The following is a 12,428-nucleotide window of genomic DNA, read 5'->3' on the forward strand; positions in this document are numbered from 1 at the left end:
GCGACATGATCCAGCCTCTCTTCGGGACCATGTTGATGGGCGGCTTCGAATGTGCTGCCCAGAAATTGAAGTCACGCAGACGGCTGGATATCGCCGCCAGCACCGGCCATGCAGCACGCGCTGCCGAGGATTATCGGCTGCTGCACGCGCATGGCATGGCGGCGGCGCGCGATGGCCTGCGCTGGCACCTCATCGAGCAGCGGCCCGGCCGTTATGACTGGTCGAGCTTCCTGCCGATGCTGCGCGCGGCGCGCGAGACGAACACGCGGATCATCTGGGATCTGCTGCACTATGGCATCCCCGATGGTGTCGATGTCTTGTCGCCGCGCTTCATCACCCGTTTCGCCGCCTTTGCGCGCGAAGCGGCGCGGGTGATCGCCTCGGAGACCGACACTGCCCCCTGCTTCACGCCTGTCAACGAGATCAGCTACTGGGCCTTTGCCGGCGGCGATACCGGCGATCTCAACCCGTTCGCGCGGGGCTCTGGTGACGTGCTCAAGCGGCAGCTCGTCCGAGCCGCCCTCGCCGCCACGTGCGAAGTGCGCAGCATCAACAGCCAGGCACGGATCACCTGCGCCGAGCCGTTGATCAATGTGCTCCCGGCCGACGCCTCGCCAGCGGCGGCGGCAAAAGCGGCACGGCACAATGAATCGCAGTTCGAGGCGGTCGACATGCTGCTCGGCTTGAAGGCGCCTGACCTCGGTGGCCATGCCGATGCGCTCGATGTCATCGGGTTCAACTATTACTACAACAACCAGTGGATCGATGAGGGACGCACCGTCTTCCTCGGAGACTGGCTTCACGTCCCGTTGCATCAGCTGCTCGGTCCGGCTGCCGCGCGCTACAGCCAACCCGTCTACATCGCCGAGACCGGCACCGAAGGCGTGTTTCGCCCGCACTGGCTCCGCTACGTCTGCGACGAGGTGTGCGTCGCTGCCCGGCAAGGCACGATGGTCGGCGGCATCTGCCTCTATCCGATCATCAGCCACCTCGGCTGGGTCGACGACCGGCACTGCCAGAACGGCCTGTTCGATGGCCATGCTCCCGACGGGCATCGCCATGCCCATGCCGCGCTGGCCGGGGAGATTCGCGATCAGGCGACACGCTTCCGAGCGCTCGCGCGCGTGTCGGCCGCAGCTTGAGCATCGGGGCGCCGCCCGTTGTCGTGGCGATTCCGGCACGAAATGAAGCAACACGGATCGGTGCGGCATTGGAAGCCCTTGCCGCGCAACCGCATGCCGACAGCAGCATTGCGGCCGCTATCGTCCACGCCAACAATTGCACCGATGCCACGGCCGCGGTCGCCCGCAGCGTGGCGCTGCCGTTTCCGCTCATCGTCATCGAAGCCGTGATGCCGTCGGCCGAATCGCATATCGGCCACGCCCGCCGCGCAGTGACCGAAGCCGCGGTGGCACATCTGCTCCGGCTCGGTCGCCCTGATGGCATCGTCGCCGGCACCGATGCCGACAGCCGCGTGGCCGGCGACTGGCTCGGGCGGTTGCTGGCCGCCTTTGTGCCGCAGATCGACGCCGTGTGCGGCGTGATCGCCCTCGATGGCCCGATCAGCGCACCGCTCGCGCGCGTGCGGGAGGCCGAAGCCGAGTATGCCGCGATGGTCGCGCGCGTCACCGATTGGCTCGATCCGCTCGATCATGATCCCTGGCCCAACCATGTCTGGAGCTGGGGCGCCAATTTCGCCGTGCGCGCCAGCACGCTTTCCACCGTTGGCGGCTCACCGCTGGTCGACCTTGCCGAAGACCGGGCGCTGCATGCCGCCCTTGTCCGCCATGATGCGCGAATTCGCCATGCCTGCGACGTGCAGGTGTTCACCTCGGCGCGCGCCGATGGTCGCGCACCGGGCGGGCTTGCGGACCTGCTGAGCGACTATGCGACCGACCAGGACGCCCTTGCCGATTTTGCCCTCGAGCCGGCGGCAACGACCTGGGACCGCGCCGCGCGCCGCGTTGCTGCCCGTGCGCGCTGGGGCAGCCGCCCGGGCTTCGGTGCCGCCTGGGCAGCGCAGGAGGCAGAGACGCCCCGCCTTGCCCGGCAGCGTGTGGCTGTTCGCGCCTTGCCGGCGCAAACCGCCTTGTTGGGCCGCTGGCTTAAAGACGCAGCAGATCGATCCGATAGTCGCGTTCCGCTGCCTGGTGCAGGATTGTCGCTGCAGGCCGCAGGGCATTGATGAACAGTTCCGCCGCAGCATTGCCGGTGAGCGGATAGTCGGGCGTCGGCCCAAGCCAATGGACGAGCAGGACATCGGCACCGGGCGCCGCTACCGCCCTGGTGACCCGCACCGCGCGCATGAGTGCGGGTGGATCGAGGTAATAGAGCACTTCGGAGAGCATGATCAGATCATAGCCCTCGGCGGGCGCATCCTGCTGCACTTCGCCGGGAAAGGCCCGGCCCGCCAGCCGCACATTGCCGAGGTGGCGGGTTCGTGCGCGTGCGCGCTCGATTGCGGCCTCGGCCACATCGATGCCGAGCAGACGGTCGCATCGCGGTGCCAGCGCCTGCGTCAGAACCCCGATCGAACAGCCGACTTCGAGCGCGGCATTGTAGCGCTGCCGCGGCAGCGCGGCCAGGGTCGCTGCATATTTGCCCGCTTCATAGTCGCTGGTTTCGAACTTCCAGGGATCGGGATCACGTTTGTAGAGCGCGTCGAAATAGGCCGGCGGCAAGCTTCCCATCGTCATTCTCCGATATCGCGATGCATCGGCCGCTCGGCGAGTGCCCAGATCGCTGCCGAATCAAGAGCAGCATCGGGAAACGGCTGGCGGAGATAGGTGGCGAGATCGCGGACGATCCGCTCGATGGGGTTGGGCCGCAGCATCGTCGAGAGCCCGATGCCGCGCTGTACGCGCTCGATCACGTCGAGCGCTGCCCGCTCGAAGCCGTGGCGTGCAAGATTGACGAACGCATCGATCTCGTCGCCCGGCCGCCTGGCGTCCTCGGCAATCGCGGCGGCGCCCGCCGTCCACAGCCGGGCGGTTTCGAGCGCGGCCACAGCCTCGCCGAAGCGCGCGCGCTGCACAGGGTCCTCGGTCCGGTTGCGATCGACCATCTGCGAGCGGTAGAGCGACACCAGCCGCTCGATGGACCCGAGCTGCACGGCGAGCACCCGCCAGGCGCCGCCGGCGAAATGCGGGCTGCAATAATAATCCCCCGCCTCACCGACGATCTCGGCATCGCCGACGGCAATGCCGGTGAAGTCGACGGACCCGGTGAGCGAGGCGCGCATCCCCAGCGGAGTCCAGCTGGAAAGGTCGTTCCGCGCCGCCTGCACATCGGCCAGCAGCATCAGCACGCCCTGCGGCGTGCCCGCGGTCAGCAGCGGGCGCCGCACCATGCCGGTGCCGGACGTGTAGATCTTGCTGCCTGCTAGCCGGCGGTCGGCCAGCGTCACGCCCAGGCCGGTCTGCGCGTTCCACACTGCTGAAAGACGGCCGGCAGCGGCTTCGTTAGCGAGCAGTTGCAACTGAGCCGCCGTGCCGAAGCGCGTGACCAGCCGCACGGCGTTGACATGGCCTTCGTACAATCGCCCGAGTGAAAGCGATCCGCCGCCGATGATCCGCAATACATCGCGCATCGCCGGAGCCGTCGCTGAATCCATCCCGAGCCCGGTGCCGCCGAGCCGCGCGGGCAGCGGCGCATGCAGCAACCCTTCGACGGCCAGCGACGCCACTTCCCGATCGAGCACGCAGCCATCGCAATCGCGTGCCGGCGCCAGTTCATAGGCCAATGCGGCGACATGACAGGCCGCCGCGACCGGACCGGGCGGTGCGGCGGGAACCGGAGCAACGGGAGCATGATTGAGCATCGATGGTCAACGCGCTCATGCCGTCGTCGTTCCCTGCGCCGGGACCCCTGCCGGCGCTCGATCGCTGGCGAGCGGCATCGGGCTGGACGCCGGCTGCCACACTGCTCGGTGCTGCCCGCTCGCTGGGGGTGATCGTGCCGCATGCCGATGATGAGACGCTGGGCTGCGGCGGCCTGATCGCCACCGCCAGCGCCATGGGGATAGACGTCACCGTCACCATCCTCACCGACGGCGCCGCATCGCATCCGGAATCGTTGCAATGGCCGCCGGCGCGTCTGGCGCACCGACGGCGGCAGGAGGCGCGCACTGCGGTCGCGATCCTCTCCGCAGGCACCGCGCGGCTCGTCTTCGCGAACGCGCCCGATGGAGCGCTCGCCGATCATCCTGAGGTAGCCGCGTCGGTGCCACCGGCGGACTGCTATGTAAGCTGCTGGCGCGACGATCCCCATCCGGACCATCAGGCCGCATTTGCGGTGGCGGTGGCGGTTGCCACGGCGCATGCCGCGCCGCTGTTCGCCTTTCCGCTATGGGTGCTCGATACCGATCTGCCGGTCCCCGATCTGGCCATCCACCGGATCGATGTGACTCCGCACATGGCGCGCAAGCGCCGGGCCCTGGCAGCGCATGCAAGCCAGCTCGGCCAGCTCGTGACCGACGATCCCGGCTTCATCCTCGATGATCCGCTCCAGCAGCTGTTCCTTCGCCCGGACGAGCTGTTGATTGCGGTGCGCTGACGGTTGGTCAGGCCAGCGCGCGGACGATGGTGAAGAGGCTGGTGACGGTGAGGACGCCGCCGACAAGAAACATCAGCATGCGTGGCCTGACGTGGCGAGCCACAAGGGCGCCGAACGGTGCTGCAATCACGCCGCCGATCAGCAATCCGACCGTGGCGGTGGTGAAGGCGCTCAACCCCATGGTGGCGATGAAAGCCAGCGAGACCGACACGGTGAGGAAAAATTCGGATGCACAGACCGTACCGATCACCCGTCGCGGATCGCCGCCCTGGATCAGCAGGTTGGAGGTCACGACCGGGCCCCAGCCACCACCTCCGGCAGCATCGAGGAAGCCGCCCACCAGGCCGAGTGGTGCCACGAACTTGGGATCGCTGATCCTGGGCGTTGGAAAACGCCATGCACGATAGAGCAGCGACAAGCCGATGATCGCGAGATAGGCCATCACGAACGGGCGCGCGACCCCCGCATCGATGCTGGTGAGCACATACACGCCGACCACGCCGCCGATCACCCCCGGGATGACGATCCTGAAGAACAGTGTCCAGTCGATATTGCGAAGCCAGGCATGGCTCAGGCCCGACGCGCCGGTGGTGAACACTTCGGCAAAATGGACGCTGGCAGAGACTTGCGCCGGCGGCACGCCGAGAAAAGAGCCGAGCAGCGTGCTCGAGATCACGCCGAAAGCCATCCCCAGCGCGCCATCGACGATCTGGGCGGCCAGCCCCACAAGAATGAACGGCAGCAGGTCGAGGAAGCTGATTTCGGGAAACTCCAGCAACCGGCTCGCTTTCGCTTGAAGGGGTGAGTCACTTGCTACACGCGACCCATGGCACTTGTCATACTTTTTGCACCCGCAGATGATCTTCCGGGCGAGATAGCTGGACGAGACATCAAGCAGCTGAAATAGCGAAAAGCCATGCTCGAAGATCGCCGCACCCGGCTGTTCGCCGCCACGCTCTCAGCCACTGCCGGCTATGTCGATGCCGTGGGATGGCTCACATCGGGCGGGCTGTTCGTGTCGTTCATGAGCGGCAATGTCACCAAGGTGGGGCTGGCAATGGCGGGGGTTCTGGGCAATCTCGCCCTGGGCTTCGGGCTGATCGCATCGTTTGTCGGGGGCGTCATTGCCGGCTCGCTGCTCGGCCGCGCCACAGGTCGCCGCCAGCGCGGTGCGGTGCTGTGGCTGGTGACGATGCTGATGGGGCTGGCGGCGCTGCTGCTCGAGCTGGGGCCGATGGTGCCGGCAGTGCTCCTGCTTGCCGCGAGCATGGGCGCCAAGAACACCGTGTTCGCCGAGAATGGCGAGGTGAAGGTGGGGCTGACCTACATGACCGGCGCGCTGGTGCGAATGGGCAAGCGCATCGCCACCGCCATCCTGGGTGGGGACAAGCTCGGTTGGGTGTCCCCCGCCACGCTGTTCGCCGGCATGGTCGCCGGCGCGACCCTGGGCGCGCTCACCCATGTTGCACTCGGCGCGCGCGCGCTTTTCGTTTCGGTGGGCATCATGCTGGTGCTCACCCTTTATGCGCAGCTCCGGCTGCCGGGCGCCGAGGACACGCTGGACCTCGAGCCACGGCGCTGAAGGGCCCCTTTGACCAGCCTCAGCGACGACGTTCCATCTGCTCGATCAGCGCCGAAAGCTCGGCATGGCGGCGCGTGAGATAGGCCTGCTCATTGGCGCCAAGCCCGATGCGCCGCCAGGCCGCATCGAGACGAACCAGATCGCCATGCTCGGTGCGCAGCCGCGCGGTCTGATTGGCGTTGATCGCGCGGTTGCGCTCGGCATTGTTGATCCGCGTTTCGAGTTGCGCCCAATTGCCCGCAGTCTGCGCCTGCCCCTGCCCTTGCCCCTGCTGCCCGAAACGCCCCAGCCGCCGCTCGATGGCCTGCATCCGGGAATCGAGATCCGCCGTCTCGCGGGCATCGAGCCCGTTGCGGCGATACTGGGTTTCGAGCTGGGCCAGCGTCTGCCAATCGCTCCGCAACCGGTTCGATTCAGCAACCGTGATGACCCGGGCGCCCCGCGCCTCGGTCAGCCGGCGCTCGAAATCGTTGCGGCGCTCGGCCATCGGCTGCCATGCGCCGGACTGGGCATAGCCCTGCCCATTCTGGTAGTTCTGGCCAGTCTGATAATTCTGGCCCGTCTGGTTCTGACGGCCGGCATCGACCCAATCGGTGTTGCCGGCCTGTTCCTGCTGCGTGCCCAGAACCGACGCCAGAAAACCGCCGATCCCTGTCTGCTGGGTGCCGGCGCGAAGCGGGCCGACGACGGCGGTGGTGCCGGTGCACGCGAGCACGCCTTCACGAACCGAAAGATTGCTCCGGCATTCGTTGATGCGGATGGCGCTGGCGCGCTCACCCGATGTGGTGGAGCATTCGGCCACCACCGTCCCATCCTGCCGTTGCTCGACCATCCTGCACGAGCCTGGCAGCTGCGTGTTGCCGCCGCTGGTCTGCGCCATGGCACCGCTGGCACCACCCGCAAGGAGAAGGGCCAACAGGCCGGCAGAAAAGCCGGCAGTCCGGGGGGTGATGCGCATCGCGACGTCCTGTGGAAATTCTTGGGCGCAGACTAACACGGCACAAACCCAATGGTTGCAAAGGTTTGTGCCGGGGCCCCGATATTTGCGCCAACCGGCCCCTACCGTCACCCTGCCAGCGCTGCTAGAGCGTGGCGATGCAACAGCCGGTCCGCATCGCCCCCTCGATCCTTTCCGCCGATTTCGCCCGCCTTGGCGAGGAGGTCCGCGCCATCGAGGCCGCCGGCGCCGATTATGTGCATGTCGATGTGATGGACGGGCATTTCGTGCCCAACCTCACCATCGGACCGATGGTGGTGAAGGCGCTGCGCCCGCACACGACGCTGCCGCTCGACGTGCACCTGATGATCTCGCCCGCCGACCCCTATCTCGAAGCCTTTGCCGAAGCCGGCGCCGATATCCTCACCGTCCACCCCGAGGCCGGGCCGCACCTGCATCGCAGCATCCAGCGCATCAAGGCGCTCGGCAAGCGCGCCGGCGTCTCGCTCAACCCGGCCACGCCGGCCAAGATGCTCGATTATGTGCTGGAGGAGCTGGATCTGGTGCTGGTGATGAGCGTCAATCCCGGCTTCGGCGGCCAGAGCTTCATCACCAGCCAGCTCCGCAAGATCGAGGCGATCCGCAAGGCGATCGACAAGACCGGCAAGGTGATCGACCTCGAAGTCGATGGCGGCATCGATGCCTCCAATGCCCGCGCCGTCATCGATGCCGGTGCCGATGTGCTGGTGGCCGGCACCGCCACCTTCCGCGGCGGCGCTTCGCATTATGCCGCCAACATCGCCGGCCTGCGCGGCTGACATGGCAAAGCCGCCCGCCAGCGAGGCCCCGCCAGAACGCATGCTGGAACGGCGCCAGACGCTGCAGCGGGTGGGCGGGGACAAGGGGATTTCGCTTTCGGAGCGGCTGGCGGCGCGGCTCGCCACCAGCGTCTATGGCTCGAAGCTCCACGCGATGCGGCTGCGCGGCCGCTATCCGCTCAAGCTGCTCGGCGTGGCGCGCGATCCGGTTCCCGGTGATGCCGCGGTGGGCGAGCGCATCGCCGCCGGCCGGTTGATCCACGCCGGCCACACCGCCATGGTGCGCGATCTCGATTTCGGCGCTGCCGGCCACCCCGCCGCCTGGCGCGAATGGGCCGACAGCTGGCTCTGGCTGCGCGACATCGCGGCGCACGAGCCCGACCGCAACGCCGGCTCCGGGGCCGCTGCAAGCCTCGCCGAGCCGCTGGCGGCGCGCTGGCTGGCGCGCTTCCCCGCCTTCGATCCGCTGGCGTGGCGCGCCGATGTCACCGGCCAGCGGCTGCTGATGGCCCTCAGCCATGCGCCGCTCATCCTCTCCTCCACCGACCAGATCTATCGCTCGCTGGTGCTCTCCGCCCTCGCCACATGGGCGCGGCATCTCGATCGCGCCGCGCTCCGCCTGCCCGACGGCCTGGGCCGCGCCCAGGCACTCGCCGGCCTGTGGGCGGCGGGGCTGCTCATCCCCGGCGGCGAGGTGCGCGCCACCCGCGCCATGGCTGCCCTCGAAGCCCTTCTCGCCCGGCTGGTGCTCGAGGATGGCGGCATGGCAAGCCGCGCCCCCACCGATGCACTCGGGCTTGCAGACCTGCTGCTCCATGCCGGCACCGCCGCCGAAGCCGCCGGCGGCCGCGCGCCGCTGGCCTTCGCACAGGCGCTGGCGAAGCTCGTGCCGGGGCTGCGCGGCCTGGCATTGGGCGATGGCATCGTCGGTGCCTGGTCGGGGAGTGCGGCCATCGCACCGCCGGTGCTCGACCGGCTGGCGAAGCAGGCGCCCACCGGCGCGCAAGCCGGCAAGGGCGGCACCGCCTCGGGCTATCATCGGCTGGTGGCGGGCAAGTCGGTGCTCGTCGTCGATGCCGGGCCGCCACCGCTCGCCCGGCTGGCGCCCGAAGGCCATGCCGGAACCCTGGCCTTCGAGATGAGCGATGGGGACCAGCGGCTCATCACCAATTGCGGCGGCGTGCGCGGGCTGGCGCTGCCGCTGCCCGAGCCGCTCGCCGCCGGGCTTCGCACCACCGCCGCGCACAGCACGCTGGTGGTGGCCGACACCAACAGCACCCGCATCCGCGACGATGGCACGCTCGGGCTGGGCGTGGAGACGGTGCATGTCGAAAGCCGCACCAGCAGCGAAGGCCATTGGCTGGAGGCAAGCCATGATGGCTATGCCCGCCGCTTCGGGCTGACGGTGCGGCGGCGGCTCTGGCTCTCCCCCGATGGCCTCGATCTGCGCGGCGAGGATGCCCTGGAGCCCGCCACCATCGGCGCGCTCAAGCGGCGGGTGCAGCGCAGCTTCGATATCCGCTTTCATCTGGGCACCGGCATTGCCGCCACCCCCACTGCCGATGGCACCGGCGCGCTGCTCAAGCTCGCCAATGGCAAGGTGTGGGCGATGAAGGTGCGCGGTGGCCAGGTGTCGATCGAGCCATCGCTGTGGATCGGCCCCGATGGCGCCATGCACAAGACCCAGCAGCTGGTGGTGGGCGCCACCACCGAGGCCGGCCAGGCCAGCATCGGCTGGAGCTTCAAACGCGCTGGTCGCTGATATTCTCGAAAAGAAGGACAAAAATGACTGATCTGGTTCGCATCGAACGGGCGCTGCTTTCGGTATCCGACAAGACCGGGCTCGAAGCCCTTGCCGCCGCCCTTGTGGCGCATGGTATCGAGCTCGTCTCGACCGGCGGCACTGCTGCAGCACTGCGCGCGATGGGCCATGACGTGCGCGACGTGGCGGAGCTGACCGGCAGCCCCGAGATGATGGACGGCCGGGTGAAGACCTTGCACCCGCGCGTCCATGGCGGACTGCTCGGCGTGCGCGGCAACCCCGAGCATATGGCGGCGATGACCGCCCATGGCATCGCGCCGATCGATCTCGCGGTCATCAACCTCTACCCCTTCGCCGCCACCGTGGCGAAGGGCGCGCCGCGCGAGGACATCATCGAGAATATCGACATCGGCGGCCCGGCCATGGTCCGCTCGGCGGCGAAAAACCATGAGTCAGTCGCGATCCTCACCGATCCGGCGCAATATCAGGGCCTGATTGATGCCCTGGCCGAACACGCCGGCGCCACCCCGCTGGCGCTGCGCCGCCAGCTCGCCGCCGCCGCCTATGCCCATACCGCCGCCTATGATGCCGCCGTGGCCAGCTGGTTCGCCTTCGCCGATCAGGGTGAGGCCTTCCCCGCCACGCTGCCGCTGGCGCTCACCCGCGTCGAGACGCTTCGCTATGGCGAAAACCCCCATCAGTCGGCGGCCCTTTATCGCCCGCAAACGGGTGCCAGCGGGGTGGCAGCGGCCCGCCAGCTGCAGGGCAAGGCGCTGAGCTACAACAACCTCAACGACGCCGATGGCGCGCTCGAGCTCATCGCCGAGTTCCGCGATGCGGGGCCATCATGCGCCATCATCAAGCACGCCAACCCCTGCGGCGTCGCCACCGGCGCCACGCTCGCCGCCGCCTATGAAGCCGCCTTCCAGTGCGATCCGGTTTCGGCCTTCGGCGGCATCATCGCGCTCAATGCCCCGCTCGATGGGCCGACCGCACGCGCCATCACCGAAATCTTCACCGAGGTCGTCATCGCCCCCGATGCCGATGCCGAAGCGATCGAGATCTTTGCCGCCAAGAAGAACCTGCGCCTGCTGCTCACTGCTCTCCCCGATCCGCGCCGGCCCGGCCTGGCACTCCGCCAGATCGGAGGCGGCATGCTCGTGCAGACGCGCGACAATGCCGCCGTCTCGCGCACCGATTGCACCGTCGTCAGCGCCCGCGCCCCCAGCGACGCCGAATGGGCCGACATGCTGTTCGCCTGGACCGTGGCGCGCCATGTGAAGTCCAACGCTATCGTCTATGCGCAGGGCGGATCGACCGCCGGCATCGGGGCCGGCCAGATGAGCCGCCTCGATTCGACCCGGATCGCCGCGCAAAAGGCGCAGGACGCCGCGACGCGCTGGGGTTGGGCCGCCCCCCGCACGGTCGGCTCGGCGGTGGCGTCGGATGCCTTCTTCCCCTTTGCCGATGGCCTGCTCGCCGCCGCCGATGCCGGCGCCACCGCGATCATTCAGCCCGGCGGCTCGATCAAGGACGCCGAGGTCATCGCCGCCGCCAATGAGCGCGGGCTGGCGATGGTGTTCACCGGCCAGCGCCACTTCCGGCATTGAGGAGACTCGCGATGGAAACCCGGATCCGCAGCGCGCTGGCAGCCGCACTCGAAGGCAGCGGCATCCCCGGTGCCGTGGCGCTCGTCGTCGATGCCGAGGGCACCCGCGCCGAAGTGGCGCTCGGCCATACCGCCACCGATCGTTTCCAACTCGCCTCGATGACCAAGGCGATCATCTCGGTCGCCGCCCTCAAGCTTGTCGAAGCCGGTGCGCTGAGCCTCGATGCGCCGCTCGGGTCGCTGCTGCCCGCCCTCGCCACACCCCAGGTGATCGCCGGCTTCGATGGCGATGTGCTGCAGCTGCGCCCCGCCACCACCGCGATCACGCTCCGCCACCTGCTCACCCATAGTTCGGGCTTCGGCTATGATTTCGTGCAGCCCGAGATCAGCCGCAGCCGCAGCGCCCCCCCCACACCCGGCACCATGGCCTCCATCACCATGCCACTGCTCTTCGATCCCGGCACCGGCTGGGCCTATGGCGTCTCCACCGACTGGGTCGCGCTCGCCATCGTCGCCGCCACCGGCGAGCCGCTCGACAGCTGGCTGGAGCGCGAGCTGCTCGGCCCGCTCGGCATGGCCGACACGCGCTATGGCGCGGGCACCGTGCCGATGATGATCCGGGGTGCCGATGGCGGCATGGCGCCCTTTCCGGCCTTTTCGCTCTACAGCGAAGCCCATGAGTTCATCCCCGGCGGCGCCGGTCTGGCCGGCACGGCGGGTGACTATGGCCGCTTCCTGCAGATGCTGCTGCGCGGCGGTGATGGCACGCTTTCACCCGCCATGGTCGAGGCTTTCAGCACCAACCAGCTCGGGCCGCTGCGTGCCGGCATCATGGGCTCCACGCTGCCCTGGCTGGCACGCCCCTATGAGGCGATGCCCGGCCAGCAGTGCGGCTGGGGGCTGGGCACGCTCATCAACCCGGAGCCCGGCCCCGATGGCCGCAGCGCCGGCTGCCTGAGCTGGGCCGGCATCGCCAACACCTATTTCTGGGTCGATCCTGAGGCAGGTCTTGCCGCAATCTTGCTGATGCAGCATCTTCCCTTTGCCGATCCTGCTGCCCTGGCTGTTCTGCAGGCGTTTGAAAGATCGGTTTACGATTTGTCCTGAAGGACTTGGTGGCTTTGCAACGCTGCATCCCCTGGCAGGCGCGCGTATCGGCCTGCGGC

The 12,428-nt window shown here is 68.4% G+C and carries 12 protein-coding genes; 8 read left to right on the top strand and 4 right to left on the bottom strand.

The window, feature by feature from the left end:
- Positions 1 to 5: 5 nt before the first annotated feature.
- Positions 6 to 1,142: a beta-glucosidase gene (locus FHS79_RS01295; RefSeq protein ID WP_184194197.1), complete on the top strand. Its 1,137-nt coding sequence runs from the start codon at positions 6 to 8 to the stop codon at positions 1,140 to 1,142.
- Positions 1,143 to 1,165: 23 nt separating this feature from the next.
- Positions 1,166 to 2,185 carry a glycosyltransferase gene (locus FHS79_RS01300; protein WP_207792176.1) on the top strand — a complete coding sequence of 340 codons (1,020 nt, stop codon included), beginning with the start codon at positions 1,166 to 1,168 and terminating at the stop codon, positions 2,183 to 2,185.
- On the opposite strand, the gene FHS79_RS01305 is transcribed toward FHS79_RS01300, so the two are convergent.
- A complete protein-coding gene (locus tag FHS79_RS01305; protein WP_184194203.1) occupies positions 2,106 to 2,696 on the bottom strand; it encodes an SAM-dependent methyltransferase in 591 nt (196 codons plus the stop codon). The two genes, FHS79_RS01300 and FHS79_RS01305, sit on opposite strands and share 80 nt — an antisense overlap.
- Positions 2,693 to 3,820 carry an acyl-CoA dehydrogenase family protein gene (locus tag FHS79_RS01310; protein ID WP_184194206.1) on the bottom strand — a complete coding sequence of 376 codons (1,128 nt, stop codon included), beginning with the start codon at positions 3,818 to 3,820 and terminating at the stop codon, positions 2,693 to 2,695. Before FHS79_RS01310 ends, FHS79_RS01305 begins: the two co-directional genes overlap by 4 nt.
- A 2-nt stretch (positions 3,821 to 3,822) precedes the next feature.
- On the opposite strand from FHS79_RS01310, the gene FHS79_RS01315 reads away from it, so the two are divergent.
- On the top strand, positions 3,823 to 4,554 hold the full coding sequence (locus FHS79_RS01315) for a PIG-L deacetylase family protein (RefSeq protein ID WP_184194209.1): 732 nt from the start codon (positions 3,823 to 3,825) through the stop codon (positions 4,552 to 4,554).
- A gap of 7 nt (positions 4,555 to 4,561) precedes the next feature.
- On the opposite strand, the gene FHS79_RS01320 is transcribed toward FHS79_RS01315, so the two are convergent.
- A complete protein-coding gene (locus tag FHS79_RS01320) occupies positions 4,562 to 5,332 on the bottom strand; it encodes a sulfite exporter TauE/SafE family protein (RefSeq protein ID WP_184194212.1) in 771 nt (256 codons plus the stop codon).
- A 138-nt stretch (positions 5,333 to 5,470) separates the two neighbouring features.
- Here FHS79_RS01320 and FHS79_RS01325 point away from each other — a divergent pair, with 138 nt between their 5' ends.
- Positions 5,471 to 6,136: a YoaK family protein gene (locus FHS79_RS01325; RefSeq protein ID WP_184194215.1), complete on the top strand. Its 666-nt coding sequence runs from the start codon at positions 5,471 to 5,473 to the stop codon at positions 6,134 to 6,136.
- A 19-nt stretch (positions 6,137 to 6,155) separates the two neighbouring features.
- On the opposite strand, the gene FHS79_RS01330 is transcribed toward FHS79_RS01325, so the two are convergent.
- Positions 6,156 to 7,094 (bottom strand): hypothetical protein, encoded by a 939-nt coding sequence (locus FHS79_RS01330; RefSeq protein WP_184194218.1) that lies wholly within the window; start codon positions 7,092 to 7,094, stop codon positions 6,156 to 6,158.
- Positions 7,095 to 7,231: 137 nt separating this feature from the next.
- Here FHS79_RS01330 and rpe point away from each other — a divergent pair, with 137 nt between their 5' ends.
- The 4 genes from rpe to FHS79_RS01350 are packed head-to-tail and all read left to right on the top strand — an operon-like array spanning position 7,232 to position 12,369.
- On the top strand, positions 7,232 to 7,891 hold the full coding sequence (gene rpe, locus FHS79_RS01335) for a ribulose-phosphate 3-epimerase (RefSeq protein WP_184194221.1): 660 nt from the start codon (positions 7,232 to 7,234) through the stop codon (positions 7,889 to 7,891).
- A 40-nt stretch (positions 7,892 to 7,931) separates the two neighbouring features.
- Positions 7,932 to 9,653, top strand: coding sequence for a heparinase II/III family protein (locus tag FHS79_RS01340; protein ID WP_184194224.1), 1,722 nt, complete (start codon positions 7,932 to 7,934; stop codon positions 9,651 to 9,653).
- A gap of 23 nt (positions 9,654 to 9,676) precedes the next feature.
- Complete coding sequence (purH, locus tag FHS79_RS01345) at positions 9,677 to 11,263, top strand: bifunctional phosphoribosylaminoimidazolecarboxamide formyltransferase/IMP cyclohydrolase (RefSeq protein WP_184194227.1); 1,587 nt, start codon at positions 9,677 to 9,679, stop codon at positions 11,261 to 11,263.
- An 11-nt stretch (positions 11,264 to 11,274) separates the two neighbouring features.
- Complete coding sequence (locus tag FHS79_RS01350) at positions 11,275 to 12,369, top strand: serine hydrolase domain-containing protein (RefSeq protein ID WP_184194230.1); 1,095 nt, start codon at positions 11,275 to 11,277, stop codon at positions 12,367 to 12,369.
- Positions 12,370 to 12,428 lie beyond the last annotated feature (59 nt).

The organism is Polymorphobacter multimanifer, assembly GCF_014205635.1.
Lineage (GTDB): Bacteria > Pseudomonadota > Alphaproteobacteria > Sphingomonadales > Sphingomonadaceae > Sandarakinorhabdus > Sandarakinorhabdus multimanifer.